The sequence below is a fragment of the Gottfriedia luciferensis genome (assembly GCF_001712755.1).
GTDB classification, from domain to species: domain Bacteria; phylum Bacillota; class Bacilli; order Bacillales; family Bacillaceae_G; genus Gottfriedia; species Gottfriedia luciferensis_B.
Genome location: NZ_MDKC01000004.1, coordinates 156,343 through 178,241, shown reverse-complemented (window position 1 = coordinate 178,241; position 21,899 = coordinate 156,343). Strand labels below are relative to the sequence as shown.

General features: G+C 33.2%; 11 protein-coding genes. 2 read left to right on the top strand and 9 right to left on the bottom strand.

Features of this window, described 5'->3' with window-relative positions:
• Positions 1 to 218: 218 nt before the first annotated feature.
• From BED47_RS06315 to BED47_RS06300, 4 genes are all read right to left on the bottom strand, one after another.
• A complete protein-coding gene (locus BED47_RS06315; protein ID WP_069032923.1) occupies positions 219 to 788 on the bottom strand; it encodes a 5' nucleotidase, NT5C type in 570 nt (189 codons plus the stop codon).
• 15 nt (positions 789 to 803) lie between these two features.
• Positions 804 to 1,901: a bifunctional diaminohydroxyphosphoribosylaminopyrimidine deaminase/5-amino-6-(5-phosphoribosylamino)uracil reductase RibD gene (ribD, locus tag BED47_RS06310; RefSeq protein WP_091024237.1), complete on the bottom strand. Its 1,098-nt coding sequence runs from the start codon at positions 1,899 to 1,901 to the stop codon at positions 804 to 806.
• Positions 1,894 to 2,655, bottom strand: coding sequence for a GTP cyclohydrolase II (locus BED47_RS06305; RefSeq protein WP_069032922.1), 762 nt, complete (start codon positions 2,653 to 2,655; stop codon positions 1,894 to 1,896). Before BED47_RS06305 ends, ribD begins: the two co-directional genes overlap by 8 nt.
• Before the next feature lie 91 nt (positions 2,656 to 2,746).
• The gene (locus tag BED47_RS06300; RefSeq protein ID WP_069032921.1) at positions 2,747 to 3,841 is read right to left on the bottom strand and encodes an FAD-dependent monooxygenase; all 1,095 of its coding nucleotides are present in this window, start codon (positions 3,839 to 3,841) and stop codon (positions 2,747 to 2,749) included.
• 177 nt (positions 3,842 to 4,018) lie between these two features.
• On the opposite strand from BED47_RS06300, the gene BED47_RS06295 reads away from it, so the two are divergent.
• On the top strand, positions 4,019 to 4,333 hold the full coding sequence (locus BED47_RS06295; protein WP_025671317.1) for a winged helix-turn-helix transcriptional regulator: 315 nt from the start codon (positions 4,019 to 4,021) through the stop codon (positions 4,331 to 4,333).
• Positions 4,334 to 4,538: 205 nt separating this feature from the next.
• Here BED47_RS06295 and BED47_RS06290 read toward each other — a convergent pair whose 3' ends face one another.
• From BED47_RS06290 to BED47_RS06275, 4 genes are all read right to left on the bottom strand, one after another.
• Entirely contained in the window at positions 4,539 to 8,678 is a 4,140-nt protein-coding gene (locus BED47_RS06290) for a S8 family serine peptidase (protein ID WP_069032920.1), read from the bottom strand.
• 415 nt (positions 8,679 to 9,093) lie between these two features.
• Entirely contained in the window at positions 9,094 to 13,227 is a 4,134-nt protein-coding gene (locus BED47_RS06285; protein ID WP_069032919.1) for a S8 family serine peptidase, read from the bottom strand.
• A 416-nt stretch (positions 13,228 to 13,643) separates the two neighbouring features.
• A complete protein-coding gene (locus BED47_RS06280) occupies positions 13,644 to 17,810 on the bottom strand; it encodes a S8 family serine peptidase (RefSeq protein ID WP_069032918.1) in 4,167 nt (1,388 codons plus the stop codon).
• Between the two features lie 335 nt (positions 17,811 to 18,145).
• Complete coding sequence (locus tag BED47_RS06275) at positions 18,146 to 19,402, bottom strand: helix-turn-helix domain-containing protein (RefSeq protein WP_069032917.1); 1,257 nt, start codon at positions 19,400 to 19,402, stop codon at positions 18,146 to 18,148.
• 322 nt (positions 19,403 to 19,724) lie between these two features.
• On the opposite strand from BED47_RS06275, the gene BED47_RS06270 reads away from it, so the two are divergent.
• The gene (locus tag BED47_RS06270; protein WP_069032916.1) at positions 19,725 to 20,627 is read left to right on the top strand and encodes a LysR family transcriptional regulator; all 903 of its coding nucleotides are present in this window, start codon (positions 19,725 to 19,727) and stop codon (positions 20,625 to 20,627) included.
• 116 nt (positions 20,628 to 20,743) lie between these two features.
• Here the strand turns inward: BED47_RS06270 and BED47_RS06265 are convergent, their stop codons facing one another.
• Positions 20,744 to 21,784, bottom strand: coding sequence for a DUF916 and DUF3324 domain-containing protein (locus tag BED47_RS06265; protein WP_069032915.1), 1,041 nt, complete (start codon positions 21,782 to 21,784; stop codon positions 20,744 to 20,746).
• Positions 21,785 to 21,899: the final 115 nt, after the last annotated feature.

Here is a 21,899-nt window from a genome sequence, read left to right as displayed (position 1 = left end):
TTGGAACGGAGGGGTGCTCGACTCCTATGGGATTAGCGGGAAGGCTGAGACCCCGCAGGCTTGCCGAGGAGGCTCAGGTCTCGCCCCATGGAAAGCGAGCATCCTGTAGTGGAAATCAACATCACTCTACTCCTTTTACGAAAATTTGGTAATTTTCTTGACAAGGTTATTTTTCAACATCGTGAAATAAAAAAACACCTATCAAGGTGTTTTTTTATTTATTGATTACTCAAAATAATATCCTTTAATTCTGACCAGCAAGTAATACGTGGGATGTCCAATCCTCGATTATATGAAGTATCTTTCACGTATGCCTTTAAAGTTAATTCTGAGAGTGTGTTCAATATTTCTGGTTTATCATCAAAATAGTAATCTAAACCTAATTCTTTTATTATATGAATTTTTTCTAAATCTTTCATTCCACAATAGAATCGATCTTGATGAACTGGAAATCCGTTTTTTATTAACCATTCTTTTGTTCGTTCACCATATTCTTTATTTCTTGCTGTCACATAATAAATTTCGTGTCCCTGCTTTTCTAATTCTTGTAATGTTTCAACTGCATATGGAAATGGAGGACAAGTCGTAAAGTATGTCTCTTCTAGATTACTCTTCCACATTTTGCTTCCTTCTTCTGCCGTTAAGCCAAAAGGTTCATGAATTTCAACAGTTTTTAATTCATTGTAAGCTTCTATAGGGATGTTTTTATTTAATTTTTTATTATAAATGTGAAAAGCATGTTGTCTTAAATCAATTAAAGTATCGTCAATATCGAAACCGAATTTCATTCTAAAAGTCCTTCCTCATGAAGTAGTATATTTTGGATAGCCTATGAATTTATAATCAGGACCAATTTTCGTTAATTCGATTTCTTCAAGTTCAATCGCTTGTCCCATTTTATCAATCCCAGTACCTTCTAAAAATGTAGGTGCATTTTTTCCACCTATTAATTTAGGAGCTAAATAGACAATCACTTTATCAACTAAATTTTGATTCATAAAGGAAGCATTCACTTCCCCACCACCTTCTACTAATAAAGAAGAGATTGAATGTTCACCTAGAATTTTTAGCATTTCATTTAAATCAACTCGATTTAGATCGCTCGTAACAAATACTTTTACACCTAAATTTTCTAACTCTATTCTTTTCTGTTCAGAGTGTTTTTGACTTGTGAATATCCATGTTTCAGCTTGCTGATCTGATACTACTTTTGATTCTAAAGGAATTTTTAAAGTTGAATCGAGAATCACTCGTACTGGATTACGACCGTTTGGAATTCTAGTAGTTAATTCTGGATTATCTTTTAAAACTGTGTTAACGCCAACTAAAATCGCGCCAATTTCATTTCTTAATTGATGAACATCATTTCGAGCCTCCGCTGAAGTGATCCATTTACTATCAGAAGAATGGGTAGCAATCTTCCCATCTAATGTAGACGCTGATTTCATTACGACAAAAGGAATGTTTTTAACAATATATTTGTTAAATACTTCATTCATTTTGATCGATTGCTCTTCGCAAACTCCGATGGTTACTTCAATTCCCGCATCTTGAAGAATTTTTACTCCTCTTCCTGCAACTAGCGGATTTGGGTCAAGTGTAGCAACAACAACTTTTTTCAAGCCTGCACGTACAATCGCCTCTGCACATGGACCAGTTCGACCATGATGAGAGCATGGCTCAAGCGTTACATAAATTGTTCCACCTTCAGCTTTATCGCCTGCCATTCTAAGCGCATTAATTTCAGCATGAGGTTCACCGGCTTTTAGGTGAGCACCAATTCCAACAATCCGATTATCATTTACGATTACAGATCCTACTAATGGATTGGGGTCGGTTTGACCTTTCGTAGCTATGGCATTTTGAATAGCTAAATTCATATAAAATTCATGATTACTCACTTGTACGTCCTCCTTTAAAATGACCAGAACGAACAATTTTAGTCTCTAAATACTTTTCGTTATACTTTGATTTGTCTCCCCATAATTGAATTCTTCCAGATAAATTAGCTCCAGATTTTTGAAGGGCATCCAATTTTCTTGGGTTGTTTGTAATTAAAGTAACCTGCTTTGAGCGAAGTGTTTTTAATACTCGAATAGCATCTTCATAGTTTCGTGCATCATCTACAAAACCAAGCTCTTCATTTGCCTCAACAGTATCATATCCTTGCTCTTGAAGAACATATGCCATTGCTTTACTAAATAAACCGATTCCTCTTCCTTCATGGTTTGCTAAATAAAATAATGCACCTGATTCATTTGAAGAAATCATTTTCATTGCTTCTTTTAATTGGAATCCACAATCACAACGTTTACTTCCAAAAATATCACCTGTATGACAAATACTATGCATTCGAATTAGTGCATCCTCTGAATTTTCAAAGTCACCATAAACTAATACGCTTGATTGTTGCATTTCTGCTAAATTTGATGAAGCTAATTTACTAATAATTTTTTCAGTGTTATATGATCCATCGCTACAAAAATCTCCTTCAATATCCTCACAGCGTAGCCAACAATACCATTGAAAAATAACTGTTTCTCCATCTAAATTTACTGGAAGTTTAATTGGTCCAACTAAATAAATTGATTTATCATTATTTTTTATTACATTAATTTTCTCTTTTAATAGAGAAACTACTTTTTCATTGATCATGAGGCTTCCTCCTGTTTTCTTACACGATTTCATATTGATATAATAAAATTCTTAATTTTTACTTGTCCATTTTTAAACTTAAAAGGCATTCTTATCTAATCACATCAAAGTGATGTTTAAAAGTACTTTCCTGTGTTAGTTGTTGCTTTTGTAAGCTTTCAACTTCTTCTCGTCTTGCATGTTCAAATTTCTTTAACACTATTGTACTAGTATCTTTGTTTCGAATAGCATCTTGAATGATTTCTGCTAAAATATCTGCATCTTTCATTGCAATATTTACACCAAGTGCAGCAGTAGGACTCATCGTATGTGCCGCATCTCCCATTATAATTAAGCCGTCTTTTACCCATGTTTTGCTACGGCTACTTTGAACATTTAATAATACAAAATCGTTCCAAGATTTTATATTTTCCTGAACAGTTTCAGTCAGTTCTGGAAATGCTTCGATTAGCTGGTTTACAAAGGGATTGAAAGATTTATTTCTTAAGATTGGAAAAGAACCTTCTTCTATATTCCATCCAATTTGAATAAACCCTCCTGCTTGAGTAAACAAAGCCAATTGTTGTTTATTAATCAAGGTTAATCTAACTGTTGGATCCCAACTTGCTGGTCTTGGTACTTTAGCCCAAAGTAAATCATATCCATGTTTTATAATATCCGTTTGTATATTTGCTAATTTACGGATTGTTGAAAATCGACCGTCGGCACCAATTATAATCGAACTATTAATTGTTACTTCAGTACCATTCCTTATTGCTTTAACACCAATATAGCGACCATCTTGATCTTCTATTAATTTAGACACACGTGTGCCCATTAAAAGCTTAAAGTTTTCATATTTATTTGCTTCGTTTAAAATAACATTTAATAAATGATTTTGTGGAACATGCATACCAACATGTTTTGAACCTTGTGATGGAAAAATACTTTTTATTACTTTATTATGTTTCCAATATTCCACACGATCCATTAGCAGTAGTCCGTATTCTTTTACTTTTTCATAAAGATGATGTTTTTTTAATATTTGTTCACCATCAGAATTTAGATGTTCCCCTCTAAATTCTTTATCAATTCCGCTATGTCGTTCCACAAGGACTGTCGAAATATTATTTTTTGCAAGTAAATATGCTAATAGTGCACCACCTGGTCCTGCACCTACAATACATACATCTGTATTCATATTCATGTTGTTTTGCCACCTATTTATAGACATTTATTATTTTTCTAAAAAAATTATTTAGTTACTTTATGTAAGTAAGTTTAATTTAGTAATAAACTTACGTCAAGTAATAAATTTATGTATCGTAATCTTGTTATTAATACAAATTTAGTTATAATATGGATATAGGTGAGGTGGTTTTAAATGGATTTTTCTTTATTATGCCCTCGGTTTGAAAAAAGCGTAGAATTAATTAGTAAACGCTGGGCAATTCTTATAATTTTTCAACTTCTTTCTGGATCACAACGATTTTGTACAATCGAATCAACTTTGCCAATTAGTGGGCGCGTCCTTTCAGAAAGACTAAAGGATTTAGAACAAGCAGGTATTGTAAAACGAGATGTTTACCCAGAAACTCCAGTTCGAATCGAATATTCTTTGACAGAAAAAGGACTGGCTTTAGAACCAGTAATTAAGGAATTAATGAAATGGTCGCAAGATTGGACAACGATCGATTAATAATGGTTTTTGTTTTTGCTTCGCCTTTTAATAATTTTTTAGCATTCAAATACAAATAAAGGTGATGTCTCATCAGTTGGAATTTTAACTATGAGACATCCCTTTTTTATTACAATAAAAAGGCTGCCTCAAAAGTACTTTGACTAATGAGACAACCCTTATTAACAGTTAAATAAATTGCTTACTTTACTCAAAACTTGCTCGTTTATTGAATGCCTAATTCACTTTTAATCGTATCAATTGTCTTACCTTTTGAATTCTTCACTGGTTTTGGCGCATTATCTACAGCTGGGTTTTGCATTAAATAGTTCTTTTCTACAAATGCAAAGTCCTTTGCATCAACTGTTCCATCAAAGTTGATGTCAGCTGAACGTTTGTTAGTACCCCAGTATGTCTCAATTGCTAACGCGTCATTAAGATCGATTACATTATCTTTATTAATATCTCCTGCAGTTGCTTTGTCTACAGTTTCTGTACCGATTCTCTTACCAATTCCGTACATAAAACCATCCATCGTGTTGTAAACTCTGTCAAATTTACCGTACGTATTAAAGTGACCAGGAATATCTGTGATTACTGTAAATTCGTCCTTCGTAACCGGTAAGCCAGTAATATAGAACTGTCCAATGCTATCCATTGTACCTGTGTAAGATTTTCCTTTACTATCTACAATTGTTACATTTGCACCGATTTTTGTATAATCTGCTTTTTTCAGAGTTCCATCCGCATTTTGGAAGCTTTCAGGGTGAATATAACTAATTACGCTTGAGAAACTTGGCAAAATAGAGATTGGTGCAATATAAGTAAATGGTTTCGTTATTACATTATCAACACTTGTAAAAGTTGATGTAACTGTTCTAAAGCTAGAAGTAGTATATACATCCTTCATATCTGGTATTTTAATCGTCACGTCAACCATTGGTAGATCACCTGATACTTCTTTTGAACCATCAAACGTTACATTAACGTCAGATTTAACAGTTGTACTAGATGGATTTGTCGTTGTCACATTTAATTGTCCACCAAGTTTCGCCGCTGCAGGATTTAATGTAATACCCACGATATTTGTATCAGCAATATTCGTCGTAAAACTATATAGCGCTTGTTTTAATTTGCTTACATTATTAGCAGTAAGTGTAATTGTATTTGTCTCGCCAGGATGTGTAATAAGTTTATTTAATCTAGTTTTAGCATTTGGTTGGCCGTAAACATATTGCGTTCCTTCTTTTACGAAGTAATACTGTTTATCACCAAATGCATTTGATGCTAAGTCTCCTCCAATGAATCGAAGTGATGACGTTGCAAGACTTGGTACCATTTCAATTTCATCTTTGGCAGCATTTCCATTTTCGTCTAATTCAAGTTTTCCACCCATAAAAGGACTATTATAGAAATAACCAATTGTATTCGTAGATTGGTCTGCTTTTATGCCCGCTGCATTCATGATCTCAACTGACTTATCAGTGATTTTAGCAGTATACGGAATTGACTTTTGATCTTCTTTATACTCAATAAATGGACTTCCTTCTTTTTCACCTTCTACGTGTATATCGAATTGATTTGGCATTGTCGTATCAACTAATAAATCTTGTGAGATCGTATATGAATTTCCTGCATCATCATAGCCGATTAGTTTTACTTTGTATAATCCTTCTTTTGCTAAAGCTGCTTTTGAACTAATTGGATTATTTACATCATTTGTAAATGGATAGTAGACGCCTTGTCCAGCTGAAATTGTGTATTGTACACCTTCGTCAAATGAAACACCGTCGAATGTATTCATAATACCTAAATCCTGACCAGTTACTGCATCAGTTAAAACTACATCGATATATCTCATATGCGACTTTAATGAGAATTTAGCGCTTAAAAAAGGATTAAATAATGGACTATTTAAATTATTTCGATCAGTCGTCATAGCTTGACGAGTAATACTTAAGTCTTGGAATCCTTTTTCTACAAAATGTACACCAAATGGGACTCGATATGTTTCAGATGGATTATCTTTATTTGTATAAACTACATATCCTTCATAAATTCCTTTTTCAGCTGTTTTAGGAATATTTAATGTAATATTTGTTTTCTTTTGGCTAATTCCTTTTAACGTAACTGATGCTGGGGACTGTACTGTTACACCGTTTGCTACTGCATCTTTTGAACCGCGTAGATTCGATTGGAAATTAACTTTTACATCAAATGTTTTCGTCTTTTCGCCTCTGTTCATTAATGTGACAGAACGCGAATCTGAATAATCTTTTCCATCAAAAGCTACATTCCCAAAGCTTAGCGCTCCTGTATCTTCATTAATTTGTTTTTCTTTTCCATTAACGATCATTGGCGTTTTTTCTTGTACTTTAATTTCAATTGATGAATGGATTGCATTATACGGATCAATTCGTCCCGCACCTTGTTCAAACACACTGTATGGCTTGCTTAATGAATCTGCTGAATTCATTAAAATCGCTTTTATATCTTCTGGTTGTAAGCTATGGTTAGCTTGTTTTAATAAGGCTGCAACACCAGTCGTAAATGGAGTAGCCATTGATGTACCTGACATACGTTGATACGCATTTTTGTAATCTGTCGGATTATCAGGATTATTAATAAATCCAGGTACAGTTGATAGCACACTCACACCTGGTGCAGTGATTTCTGGCTTAATATCGTATGTTAATCTAGCAGGTCCTCTTGAACTAAAGTCTGCTATAGTATCTCCTTGCGTTTTTACTTCACTCATATCTGAGATCGTAAAATTAGCTGAGCCTGATTGTAATTTTTGTTTTAATGCAAGACCCTCAGCATTTGATAAACTAAATGATGGGATGAAATTTACACCTTCACCTAAGTAGCTTGGAATAAATCCTTCAGTTGGATTATCATTGTACATTAAAACCGCAACTGCACCTTGTGATTTAGCTACAGCAATTTTAGAATCCAATGTATAAGTACCACGGCTCATTAAAACAATTTTGCCTTTAACATCTTTACCAGTGTATGCTTCTCCTAGATTTACATCTACTACCGGTAAAGTTTGTCCTTTTAGTTTTGTAATGTCATCTCCATAACCATTTGCCATTAATTGTAAATTAGCAGATACGTTATCCATTGAACCTTTAGCAGACATTGTTGTAATTGGTACATCACTAGCTCCGACTGTTAACGCTAAAGCTGCAGTTCCTGGGGATCCTAATGTATACATTTTATTCCCTGTATTACCAGCAGCAACTACTGCTGTTACGCCACTTAGTACGGCATTATTAATCGCAATACTCTCAGCAAGTAGTGGATCATTGTAATTTGCACCTAATGAAAGGTTCATAACATCCATTCCGTCAGCAACTGCTTGGTCAATTCCTGCAATGATATTTTCAGTTGTACCACTTCCACCCGGTCCTAATACACGATATACATAAAGGTCAGCGTCTGGAGCAATACCAGTTGTCGCGTACTCACTTTCATTTTTCCCTTGACCCACAATTGTTCCAGATACATGCGTTCCATGTTCCGTTACATAACTTGCTGCACCTGAAGTTCCTCCTGGCTTACCAGCCTTTACCCAATCAGCATAGCTTGTTTCCATCGGATCATTATCATTATCAACGAAATCGTATCCACCTTTAAATGCTTCTTTAATGTCAGGGTGGTTGTAATCAATACCAGTATCAAGAACAGCTACCTTTACTCCTTTACCTGTATAACCTTCTTGATGTAATTTATCAATTTTAAGATAAGTACGCTCGTCTGCCATTCCTTTACCAGTTGAATTCGATGTTGCTTCCTTTCCTTCAACTGGAAGTTCTGACTTAACTGTTGCGTCACTATAAATAGCTTGTACTGCTGTTGATTTCATTAGTTTTTGTAGCTTATTAGCAGGGACTTCCAAAGCTACCCCGTTAAAAGCATGTTTATATTCTCGTTTAATTTTATAGTCGCCATCAGCTTTTGTTTTAAATAAAGAGCTCAAATCTTCTTTAAACATTGAATGATCAGCATTTGCATTAATTTTCGCTTTTTCCTCTGATAAAGCTTCACCCTTTAAAGCTGCTTCTAATACAGCAATTTTTTGTGGCTTTTGTTTAAATGAAACAATAACAGAAACAGTTTCCGGACTATTTATGTTCACACTTGAATCTAGAAAAAGTCCTGATTGATCAGTAGATGAAAGCTTCTGCAATGCTTCTCTTTGCTGTGGAGTTAATTTAGCTAAAATTGATTCTGCTGTTGAAGCATTTTCAGCTTTCGTTATATTAGATACATGACCTAATGAACCTAATACAAAACTAGATGATAAAACTGCTACAGATAAGCCTTTTACTAGTTTACTATTACCCGTTCTTTTTAACATACTCTTCCCCCAAATATTCTAGTTATCAAAATAAAGTTTTTAATGTGAGAGGAAATATGAATCTAAAATGATTTGTTTTTATATTCGATATCACTCTTCATTAAATCTTTCCTTTGCAAACTAATTATCTAGAATATTCTAATAATTTACAATTGGGTTATTAACTGTCAATAAAATCAATGCTTTTTACAATTTTAGGTTCTTTTTCGACAAGTTTCTACTAAAAACACCACAAAAACTTGGCACATTATTATACTTTCATAGCTTTAATGACCTTTTTAGTTTAATAGATTTAGAAATTTTTTTATATTTGAACCTTAAACAATAAAAAGGCTGCCTCAAAAGTACGCTGACTAATGAGACAACCTTTATTCACTATTCTATAAATTTCTTACTCTACTAAAAACTTACTTGCTTATTGAATACCTAACTCACTCTTAATATCTGCTAGTTCTTTGCCTTTATAACGCTTCACTGGTTTAGGTGCATTTTCTACAGCTGGGTTTTGTTTTAAGAAATTCTTTTCTACATAAGCAAAATCTTTTGCATCAACTGTTCCGTCAAAGTTGATATCAGCTGAACGTTTGTTTGTTCCCCAGTATGTTTCAATTGCTAATGCATCGTTTATATCAATGACATTATCTTTATTGACATCACCTGCAGTTGCAACATCAACGCTTTCTGTTCCGATTCTCTTACTAACACCATACATGAAACCATCCATTATACTGTATACATTGTCAAACGTACCAGATGTTGTAAAGTGACCTGGAATATCAGTAATTACAGTAAATTCATCACTAGTAACAGGTAATCCTGATACATAAAATTGTCCTCTTTTATCCATTATTGCATGATATGATTTTCCTTTACTATCTACAATCGTTACATTCGCTCCTATTTTTGTGAAATCAATTAGCTTCATAGTACCATCAGCATTTTGGAAGCTTTCTGGGTGAATATAACTAATCACACTTGAGATATTTGGTAGAATTGCAATTGGTGCAATATAAGTAAATGGCTGAGTCACTGTATTATCTATACTTGTAAATGTCGAAGTTACATAGTTAAAGCTAGAGCTAGGAATCGGATCTGCTAGTTTTGGAATTTTAATCGTTACATCAACCATTGGAAGATCTCCAGATACCTCTTTAGAACCGTCAAATGTAATATTGATATCTGATTTAACAGTTGCACTTGTTGGATTAGTCGTTGTAACGTTCATTTGTCCACCAAGCTTTTGTGCCTCAGGAGTTAATGCAATATTTACGATATTTGTATCAGCAGTATTCGTTGTAAAGCTAAAGCCTGCTTGTTTTAATTTGTTCACATTATTAGCAGTAAGTGTGATCGTATTTGTATCACCTGGATGTGCAATTACTCTGTTTGATCTTGTTTTGCCACTTGGTTGACCGTAAACATACGGAGTTCCTTCTTTAACAAAAAGATATTGCTTATCACCATAGGTATTCGTTGCTTGGTCTCCACCGATGAATCGGAATGATAACATTGATTGGGTTGGATCCATTTCGATTTCATCTTGAGCATTTCCATTTTCATCTAATTTAAGAGTTCCACTTAACCATGGACTATTATAGAAATATCCTATTGTGTTTTGGGATTGATCTGCTTTCATACCTGCTGCTTTCATTAACTCAATTGACTTATCATTAATCGAAGCAGTAAACGGGACGGACTTTTGGTCTACCTTATATTCGATAAATGGATTTCCTTCTTTTTCTCCATCAACTTTTACATCAAATTTATTTGGCATTGTATTATCGACTAAAAGATCTTGTGAAATTGTATATGCTTTACCAGCATCATCATACCCAATTAGTTTTACTTTGTATAATCCTTCTTTTGGTAGAACAGGTTTTGAACTAACTGGATTATTTGGGTCACCAGTAAATGGATAATACGCTCCAACAGAAGCTGCAATTGTGTATTCTACTCCTTCATCATAAGCAACACCATCGAATGAATTTGTAATACCTAAGTCCTGGCCTGTAACCGCGTCAGTAAATACAACATCAATGCTTATCATATGAGATTTCAATGTAAATTTAGCCGTTAAATATGGATAAAATAATGGACTTGCTAAAGTATTTCTATCAGTTGACATTGACTGACGAGTAAGGTTAAACGAATTGAATTCTTTTTCTACATAATGTACACCAAAAGGAATTCGATATGATTCAGATGGATTGTCTTTGTTTGTATAAGTTACATATCCTTCATAGATTCCCTTTTCCGCTGTCTTTGGAATATTCAATGTAATATTTGTTTTCTTTTGACTAATCCCTTTTAAGGTAACTGATGAAGGTGCTTGTACAGTTACTCCATTTGCTGCTGCATCCTTTGAGCCTCGAAGACCCGATTGGAAACTTACTTTTACATCAAATGTTTTCGTTTTTTCTCCTCTATTCATTAATGTAACAGTGCGTGAATCAGAGTAATCATTGTTATCGAATGCTACATTACCGAAGCTAAGTGCTCCTGTTTCCTCACTGATTTGTTTTTCTCTTCCATTAACAATCATTGGTGTTTTTTCTTGGACTTTGATTTCGATTGTTGAATGAATTGCATTGTATGGATCAATTCGTCCTGCACCTTGCTCAAACACGCTATATGGTTTGCTTAATGAATCAGCTGTATTCATTAAAATCGCTTTTATATCTTCTGGTTGTAAATTATGGTTAGCTTGTTTTAATAAGGCTGCCACACCAGTAGTAAATGGAGTAGCCATCGATGTTCCTGACATGCGCTGATATGCGTTTTTATAATCATTTGGATTAACTGGGTTATTAACAAAGCCTGGCACTGTCGATAATACACTCACGCCTGGAGCTGTAATTTCTGGCTTAATATCGTATGTTAATCTTGCAGGTCCCCTAGAACTGAAATCTGCCAATGTATCCCCTTGAGTTTTTGCTTCTCCAATGTCTGTAAACGTAAAGTTAACAGATCCTGTTTGTAGCTTTTGTTTTAATGCAAGTCCTTCTGCATTTGATAATGAGAAAGATGGAATGAAGTTAGCACCTTCTCCAAAGTAAGTTGGGATAAATCCTTCTGTTGGATTATCATTGTACATCAGAACTGCAGCAGCACCTTGCGATTTAGCTACAGCAATTTTAGAATCCATTGTATAAGTTCCACGGGACATTAGGACAATTTTGCCTTTTACATCTTTTCCATAGTATGCTTCTCCTAGATTCACATCTACAACTGGTAAAGTTTGTCCCTTAAATTTTGAAATATCGTCTCCATAGCCACTTGCCATTAAGCGTAAATTAGTCGATACATCATCAATGTTACCTTTCGCAGACATCGTAGAAATTGGAACATCACTTGCTCCAACTGTTAACGCTAAAGCTGCCGTACCTGGAGAACCTAACGTATACATCTTATTCCCTGCATTTCCAGCAGCAACTACTGCAGTTACACCATTTAATACTGCATTATTAATCGCAATACTTTCGGCAAGTAGAGGGTCATTATAATTTGCACCTAATGATAGATTCATAACATCCATACCATCTGCAACTGCTTGATCAATACCCGCGATGATATTATCTGTCGTTCCACTTCCACCTGGTCCTAGTACACGATATACGTATAAATCAGCGTCTGGCGCAATACCTGTTGTAGCATCTTCGCTTTCATTTTTACCTTGTCCAACAATTGTTCCAGATACGTGTGTTCCGTGTTCTGTTACATAATTTCCAGCCCCTGAATCCCCATATGGTTTACCAGCTTTTACATAATCAGCATAAGTTGTTTCCATCGGATCATTGTCATTATCTACGAAATCATATCCACCTTTATATGCATCTTTAATGTCTGGATGATTATAATCAACGCCTGTATCTATTACCGCAACTTTTACTCCTTTACCTGTGTATCCTTCTTGATGTAATTTATCAATTTTTAGGTAAGATCGCTCATCAGCCATTCCCTTACCTGATGAAGTTGTAGACGAATCTTTTCCTTCAACTGGAAGTTCTGATTTTACAGTTACATCGCTATAAATCGCTTGTACAGCTGTTGATTTCATAAGTTCGTTTAGTTTGTTTGCAGGCACTTCCAAGGCAACACCATTAAATGCATGTTTATATTCACGTTTAATTTTATAAGAACCATCCGATTTTGATTTAAATAAAGAACTTAAATCTTCTTTAAAAGTCGTATGATCTGCATTCGCATTACTTGCTGCTTTTGCATCAGATAAAGCTTGTCCCTTTAAAGCTGCTTCTAATACGGCGATTTTTTGTGGTTTTTGCTTAAATGAAACGATAACTGAAACAGGCTTTTCGCTATTTAAATTAATATCTGAATCTAGAAAAAGGCCAGTTTGATCAGTTGCTGTAAGCTTTTGTAATGCTTGTCTTTGTTGTGAAGTTAAATTAGCTAAAATTGATTCTGCTGTTGAAGCATTCTCAGCTTTAGTTACATTTGTTACATGACCTAATGATCCTAAAATAAAACTAGATGATAATGCTGCAACAGAAAGACTTTTTACAAGTTTACTCTTACCCGGTCTTTTCATCTTACTTTTCCCCCATTTTTAGTATATTTCTAAAGTTGAAGTATGTAATGGTAGAGGAATTTTGAATCTAAAATACTAGTAGTCTTTATATTCCTTCATCGCTCTTCATTAGCACTTCTTATATTTAATTATTAAAAATATTCTAAAAATACTCAATCGGGTTAAATTTAATCGATTAATTCAATGTTCACTCCGTTTTTATACACAATTCGACAAAATTCGAATAAAAAGTTTATAAACTTCTGTTAATTTGATAAGTTTTTCTTATATTTTTATAGATTAGCTTTGCATAAATTTTTCACATATTTTCTTGATTGATCTCAAGATTTTTTAGCTAATCCAGCAGAAAACAATTCATCTAGACATATCTTAATAGAAAAAGAGAAGCCTATATTTAGCTTCTCTTCAACCTTTGTTTATTGTAAACCTAATTGAGTTAATACATCATCCAACGTAATGCCTTTATAAGCCGTTTTTGCTTTTGGCGCATTTGAAACTGTCGGATTTTTTAATCCAAAGTTTTTAACAATGTAATCCATATCCTTTTTATCTACTACTTTATCAAAGTTAAAATCTGCAGTTGCTTTATTTGTTCCCCAATATGTTTGGACTGCTAATGCGTCTAGAATATCGATCACATTATCTTTATTTACATCACCAGCTGCGGCAGTTGGTAAATTCCAAGCTAATCTCTTTCCTACGATTTCCCCACGTACATTATTAGATAAAACAAGTTGTCTTTTCATAGTGAAATGACCTGGTACATCAACTGTTACCGTATAAGGATTTGCTTCAGCTTTTAGGCCATCAATGATATATTGCCCGCTCTTATTGAAACTCGGCGCACTAACACTTGTTTTTCCATCATAAGAAGTAACGGTTACTTTCGCACCGATTGCACTTTGATTAAGCGCATAATTTAGCTGACTTGTTGTTGGGTCATTTGCACCTTCAACTCGTATTGTTCCATCTAATCTTGAGTATGTTGGTTTGTATTTAATACTTTCCATGTAAGAGTAGACATTATTAGTCACTACATCTGATTGATCAGTCGTAGAGGCTGTCATTGTATACCAATTGAAAGCAGATCCTCCATAAACACCATCTGTAAATTTTTTAGCCGTTTTAAGGTCGAAATTAAATAATTGTAAGTCTTCTGGTAATACTTTATTACCTAAATAAGTGAACGTAATTGTATAGTTTAAGTAACTTCCTGATTGTGCTGTAGATACTGACACCTTTGCATCTCCATATTGCTTTACTGCATCATTCACAACTACATTTTCAATTGAAGCAAGGTTAGGATCCACCGGTATTGTAATTTTACTTGTTTTTAAATTTTTAATATTATTTGAACGAACACTATAATTTACTGTATCTCCTGTTGTTACAATTTGTTTATTTGCCTTTAAATAGTAATAAGGTAAATTGTGATCCACAAAAACAACTCTTAACATATTAAAAGCATTTCCAGTAAAGTTTCTTGCATAATCCATTCCATAAAACTGAACTTGTAAAGGTGCAGACTGTTTTCTAACTACAAGTTGATCAGTGTAATTTCCATTTTTATCAGTTTGAACAGGATTTTTTGGCCATGGACTATTAAAGAATGTTACAACTGAGTTGTTTGATTGATCAACTGGAAAACCTAGTTTACTAGCTTCTCCTGTTTCAGGATCATTTAAGTTAATGTTAAAATTGTATAAGAATTGTCCATTTGAATCAAATTGACTATCATTCGTTTCAATAACTTTTTGATCCAATGAATCAAAGCTAGAAGTCATAGTTGGTGCACCTAGGTCATAGATGAAATCAGCTGATTTTGTAAATGTTTTTCCTTGTTCATTTGATCCAACCAACTTAATTTTATAGCGTCCTGGTTGAGCAATTTCTGGTTGATAGCTAATCGGTTTTGCTGAATCACCAGTAAATGGATAATATGTTCCAGTAAATCCTCTTGAAACATAATAAGTTTGATTTTCATTCAATGTAATCGGAGACAACGAACCTACTAATCCTAGGTCTTCACCAGTTGTAGGGTCTTGTAAAATGATATCTAATGTTTTCATATGTGATTTTAATGAGAATGAAAATGATTCGAAAGGCCACGCATTTTCCGGCCAAGCTGTATCGGATGAATACATTGGTAATGCGTCTACTGAATCAATGCCTTCATATACTACACGTCCACCAAACGGTATTTGATACGTTTCTGTAGGATCCCCTGTATTTGTGAAAATAATATATCCTTCATATGTGCCTTTTTCAGCTGTTTTTGGAATATTTAAATCGAACTTGATTGATTTTTGGCTAATTCCATTTAATTTTACAGATGTCGGACCGGATAACGTTACATTATTTTGAGCTGCGTCTTTTGATCCTCTTAACCCAGTTTGGAATTTCACATCTACACTAAATGTTTTTCCTTTTTCGCTACGGTTCTTTAAAGTAACAGTACGTGAATCAGCGATATCCTGATCATCAAATCCAAATGAACCAAAGCTCATTCCACCTGTTAATTCTTGAATTGATTTTTGTTTTCCATCAATAATCGTAGGTGTTTTATCAACTACTTCTAATTCAACATTAGAGTGGATTGCTTCATAAGCATCTACTCGTCCGCTACCTTCTTCAAATACACTATAAGCCTTTGAAAGTGGATCTGCAGTATTCATTAAAATTGATTTGATATCTTCAGGTTTTAAATCTTTATTTGATTGAAGTAATAATGCCGATACTCCTGCTACATATGGTGTTGCCATTGAAGTACCTGATAAACGTTCATATGCGTATTTGTAATCTTCCGGTTTTGATCCATCAACTGTTTTATCGTTGACATAGAATGGTACTGTCGAAAGAATTGATACTCCAGGAGCAGTTACTTCAGGTTTAATGTCATAGTTCACTCGAGTTGGACCTCTAGAACTGAATTGTGCTAATTCATCTGAAGCTGTTTTTAATTTCGTAAAATCACCAAATGTAAAGTCTGTTTTACCAGCTTGAATTGCTGCTAAAATCGTATTTCCTTCATCATTTGTGACAGAGAAAGCTGGGATCGCATCGACTGATTCACCAAGAAATGATTGAATTGGACCTTCTGCCTTATTTGTTTCATCGTTATACATTATTACGCCGACTGCACCAGCTACTTTTGCATTTTTGATTTTATCAATTAATGCAATTGATCCACGTTTAATGAACGCAATCTTACCGTTCAGATCTTTTCCAGTAAAGTCCCATGAGTTAGCTAATCCAACATCAACAAGCTGATATGTTTTACCTTTTAATGTCGTTAAATCATCTTTATAATTTCTTGCTAACTGTCTTAATGTGTAGTTTTTACCATCTTGAATGCCTGCATATTGATAAATATCAAGTGCAATGGATGAGGCACCGACTGTTAAAGCTAATGCTGCAGCACCTGGTGCACCTACAGTATACATTTGATCCCCGCTATTTCCTGCCGCAATGACTGTAGTAACTCCACTTAAAACTGCGTTATTTACCGCAATTGAAGTCGCAAATAGAGGATCATTTAACGTTGCACCTAAAGACATGTTAATGACATTCATACCGTCTTTTACAGCACGATCGATTCCGGCCATGATTGCATCAGTTGTTCCACTACCACCTGGTCCAAGTACTCTGTAAGAATAAATTTCTGATTCTGGAGCTGCTCCAACAGTTTTATACTCACTATTGGCTACACCACGGCCACCAATGATTCCGGCAACATGCGTTCCATGTTCTGTATAGTAATCAGCTCCATTAGCAGTGCCAGGTTTACCTGCTTTCACCCAATCAGCGTATGTTGTTTCCATTGGATCATTATCATTATCAACAAAATCATATCCACCTTTAAAGGCATCTTTCAAGTCTGGGTGGTTATAATCAATACCTGTATCTAAAATTCCAACTTTAATTCCTTTACCTGTATATCCTTCTGCATGTAAACGATCTAATCCGTCATACGGTGTATAGTTTGAAACATTTGCTTCATCCGCTTTTAATTGATCATTTTCCTTAGGAGGATCAATTGAAAAAGTTCGGTTACTCCATACTGCTTTAACAGCTTTTGATTTTAATAGATTTTTAATTTGGTTTGCCGGTAGACTCATCGAAACACCATTAAAGGCATTCTTATATGAACGATTAATCGTATAATCTACTTTTTTAGTTTTGCCACTTTCTAATACTTGACCAACATCTTTAGCAAATGTCTCATGATCTTGATCGACTAAGTTTGCTGCTTCAGATGTAGTTAATGATTTACCTTCTACACTCGCTTCAATTTGAGCAACTTTAGCAGGTTTATTTGCAAACTCAACAATAACACTTGTTTGTTCTGAAGAGTTTAAATTAATATCTGAAGAAATTTGAAGACCTGTTTGTTCATTTGTTGAAAGCTGTTCAAGAGCCGCTCTTTGCTCAGAAGATAAATTTGCTAAAATATCTTCTGCTTTACTTGGACTTGCTGCTTTCGTACTAGATGTTACTTGTCCAAGCGAGCCTAGAATAAAGCTCGATGTTAAAGCTAAAACGGTAAAGCTTTTTAAAAACTTTTTCTCTGTCTTTTTCCCCATTTCTCTTCCTCCTAGTAAATTTACGACAAGGTAGATTTCTACATTGAAGTACAAAATTAGACTTTCTTTGATAAAACTCTGTACTATTTCCCCAAAAATAAACAAACAATTTGTCTATTTATTTAACTTCATTATTGAGAATTTTCATTTCTTTATCAATCGGGTTATAGCGAGCCTTTATTACTGGGTTTATAGAACAATTTTAGCGAGTTTCGACAAACTTCTTGTCTAATGTTTATAAACATTGAGAGCAAAATTTAATATTTATGATAAATTTCAATTTCCTAGATAATAAAAAAAGCCTTAGATAACGAGATCTCGTTATCTAAAGACTTTTAATTTAACACCTGAATCATCAATTTAAAGCTTTGGTCTATTTCAATCGCTTTTTCATATTCCTTTTGCTCGACATAGTGATTGTATAACATCTTTCCATATTGCTCAAAAAATGAAGTATTATTAGTTGCTATAATCTGTGGAACGACTACTTCAGCTAAAAATTGATAAAATTGACTTTGATTTTTTTTACATTTCAATGCTAATAGTTTATAAAGATTGAAATATATTGGGCATTGTTTTTTTGCTAATTTCGTACCTGTTTCTATTTTTTCTAAAATAGTTTCCTTATTCAATAACTTTCCATCTAAACATGCTTCAATAAAATGATATAAACGTCTTATATATTTTATTGAAGATTTATCAGTTAGTAAAAAAGCTTGTTCAAAATAACTAACAGCTTGTTCATATTTCCCTCTTTTATAAAACTCTTCTCCTAGATTATATAAAATATTGTTTTTACTTTCTTGAGCACCTAATATCGAGCAATTGTGTATTAAATTCTTATAGTTTTCAACTAGGTCTAAAAAATCAATATCACTTTTACTATCGAATTGCATTAGCATTAAAATTTGAGCATTCATAGCACTCACATGATTATATGTTCGATTAAAAAATTGAAGAGCTTTTTTGGCATATGTAAAAGCAGATACTTTTGCCTTTACATGATGGTATGCTAGCGCTAAGTGGTAGTAATATTCCTCATTATTATACTCTGCTATATTAATTTGTTTTAATAAATTCACAGCAGTTTGACTGTCTTCACCTTGGGCAGTTCTAAATGTACTGATACAGTATATTCCTTTAATGTGTAGAAGAAGGTTTTTTTCATAATTAGATAACGTTTGAAACTCTTTTTCTACATTCTCAATTATATTTTTTGCTTCTTTAAACAAATTTTTGTAAAGATAATACCTCCCAGTTAATAGCATATAGTTTGCCGCATGTTTAGAAGCCATAATAAACGGATTTTGATCTAACTCTATTTTAATTCCTTCAATTTGTGTTGTTCTTTGCATAATGATTGCCTGATTCCAATCATTTAAGTGCTTTTCAATAAGATATAAAGATTCAATTTCTTTATTTATATCAATTTCTAACTTATTAGCTAATTTGTAGATAATTTCAGGAGACAATGTAACTTTTCCACTTTCAAACCTACTAATATACGCTTTACCACAAATTCCTTCACCTAATGTAGATTGACTAATTCCCTTTTTCTCTCGATAATATTTGATGATTTCCCCTACTAGCATGATCAGCCTCCTCTATATTAGGTAACGTTCAAATTGAACAAAAATGTATCATTTAATGTAAATTTTTCTAAATTTTAGAAAGCGCTTGAAAAATTGTATGTTTTGCTTCAACATTAGAAAGTATTATTTTTCAATTAAATTAGACTCAAGTTGAAAAATTAGATTATACTTTTAGTTAAACCCAATTCTATAATTGCAAAATGATTAAGTAAATTTACATTTTTTAAATATATCTTCACGATTTGTAATATAAAAACCGAAATAAAAACCCTATATTGAAATAGTTTTGTTTCTTGAATGAAAGATAAAGGTGGTCAATATAATGCATCTAGAAAAACTAGAGATTTTAGTAGAAGTCGCTAAAACAGGTTCGATTTCAATCGCCGCAGAAAATCTTCATGTAAGTCAGTCAGGTATCAGTCAAGCGATCACCAAAATAGAAGAAGAGCTAGGAATAAAAATCTTCACTCGCTCTAGATTAGGAGCTAGCTTAACAGAAGACGGGGTAAAAATAGTAGAAAAATCACAAGAAATCCTCTTAAAATATACAGAAATAAAAGAAATAGCACAGAAAAGTAAGGATACCCAGATTAGTGAACTTAGCGTTTCAATGGTGCCTGCATTTATTAATTACTTATTAACGCCGTTAGTGGAATTTAAAAGCCAACATTCAAATTTGCATATAAACATTTTAGAAAGCACTACTGAACGTACAATTGAAATCGTTAAAAAAAATCAAATAGATATAGGAATCATCTGCCTTTATGAAGGCATTGCGAAAGAATTAGAAGAGTTTCATTACGAAGAATTAGTAAATGGAAAGATGAAAGTATATGCAAAAAAAGATTCTCCTTTTGCCATTTCTAAAAAAATAACACCTGAAGAAATACTTCAGCAAAAATTCGTCCTATATAACGGTGATTATATAAGATGGTTTACAAATAACTTCCAACATAATATAGGAAAATTAGATATTTTATTTTCTTCCAACCATCTAGAAGAGTTATTACGAGTAATTTTAAATGGTAGTGCTATAACTTGGGGACCAAATTTTTCTATAAAAAACCATCCATATGTATTAAATGGCGAACTTGTTGAAATCGATATCATTAATTATGAACCGATAAACTCAGAACTTGGAGTAATCACTTCAAAAAAGAAAATATTATCAAAGGTTGAAAAACAATTTATCAATTTCTTGAGAAATGAAATCATTTCATATTAATAAAAAAAGGCAACATTTCAATGTAGAAATGAGCCTTTTTAATTTATCAATATATCAATCACTTTAAGAGTAATCTCTTAAGGCATCGGATTAATACAATTTACTATTTCAAAAAATCATTCATTATTATTCGATGGGACCTTTTCCTTCTTTCTTTTTAGAAAAACAATTAAACAAATGATCCCTATTAAAAGTAATAATCCGCCTCCGATATAAAACCAATAATGATTATTTTTTATTTCAACTGCTTTATTATTCAAATCTGTTGCTTCTTTTCCAATCGTGAATAACTCATCCCATTCCCATACTTGAGTTCCGATGATCGCTTTCATCTTTAATCGGTAAGTTCCGGGTTCAATTGGATTATTTTCTAAATCGATTGCGTAATCAAAATTTGAATTAGGGGCCATGCTCATCTTAGTTTTTTTCGAACTATATAAAACTTTATTGGAACCTTTTTTAAAGATTTGCGCATCTATGCTCATATCCTTCACAATGGAGGATTCGCTGTTTTGGATTGTTGGGGCAATTGTTGTACGATAATTTACTAATTTAGGTTTAATATCAAGTAAATGTAGATCAGGCTCGACTTCCTTTGTGTTTTCCGATAATTTTATTCCAACCACATATGCGTACTCATTTTTTATATTAATGCTCTCACTTTTAGAACTTTTTTCAGTTTCATCGATCTTTTTCTTAAAGTGGGCTGCTCCTAAAATAACTCCATTATATTCATATTTCGGCATTGTAATCGAAAATGACACTACCTTTGATTTACCTGGTGGAATAACAACTTCTTTTTGAGGTTCTTTTATTAAGCTAGTTAATGGATACTTTAAAGTTTTATCTGCATCCTTACTATTCGATTCAGAGTAATCAATCAGTCCATTATCATTTGTCGTTGCAAAAGTAATATTCCCTTGGATTGTTTCTTCTTTTTTACTATTATTAAAGACCTCAATTTTAAGATCCTGTTTTTGTCCTGGAGACATTTTTAAATCAAAATATGATTTCAGATGATCAATTTGATTTGTTGGAATGATTGCTTTTACAGAAAAATCGATAGTATTTTCTGCTTTTACAGCTAGAGGGATGAACGATAAAGTTAACAGAATAGCAGAAAAAATTAGCAATAATTTTTGCCGTAAATGATCCATTTTGTCTTCCCCCTTTAGAATAGAAACTTTATATCTTTTCACTATAAGACATATAAAAAAGTTTCATCTGATAGATTCAAAAAATATAAAATTCATTCCATTAATTGTTATTTTT

Bases quoted from the DNA above. Each gene is read 5' to 3' on its own strand.
- BED47_RS06315 (WP_069032923.1), bottom strand. From the start codon at position 788: ATGAAATTCGGTTTCGATATTGACGATACTTTAATTGATTTAAGACAA.
- BED47_RS06305 (WP_069032922.1), bottom strand. From the start codon at position 2,655: ATGATCAATGAAAAAGTAGTTTCTCTATTAAAAGAGAAAATTAATGTA.
- BED47_RS06300 (WP_069032921.1), bottom strand. From the start codon at position 3,841: ATGAATATGAATACAGATGTATGTATTGTAGGTGCAGGACCAGGTGGT.
- BED47_RS06295 (WP_025671317.1), top strand. From the start codon at position 4,019: ATGGATTTTTCTTTATTATGCCCTCGGTTTGAAAAAAGCGTAGAATTA.
- BED47_RS06290 (WP_069032920.1), bottom strand. From the start codon at position 8,678: ATGTTAAAAAGAACGGGTAATAGTAAACTAGTAAAAGGCTTATCTGTA.
- BED47_RS06285 (WP_069032919.1), bottom strand. From the start codon at position 13,227: ATGAAAAGACCGGGTAAGAGTAAACTTGTAAAAAGTCTTTCTGTTGCA.
- BED47_RS06280 (WP_069032918.1), bottom strand. From the start codon at position 17,810: ATGGGGAAAAAGACAGAGAAAAAGTTTTTAAAAAGCTTTACCGTTTTA.
- BED47_RS06275 (WP_069032917.1), bottom strand. From the start codon at position 19,402: ATGCTAGTAGGGGAAATCATCAAATATTATCGAGAGAAAAAGGGAATT.
- BED47_RS06270 (WP_069032916.1), top strand. From the start codon at position 19,725: ATGCATCTAGAAAAACTAGAGATTTTAGTAGAAGTCGCTAAAACAGGT.
- BED47_RS06265 (WP_069032915.1), bottom strand. From the start codon at position 21,784: ATGGATCATTTACGGCAAAAATTATTGCTAATTTTTTCTGCTATTCTG.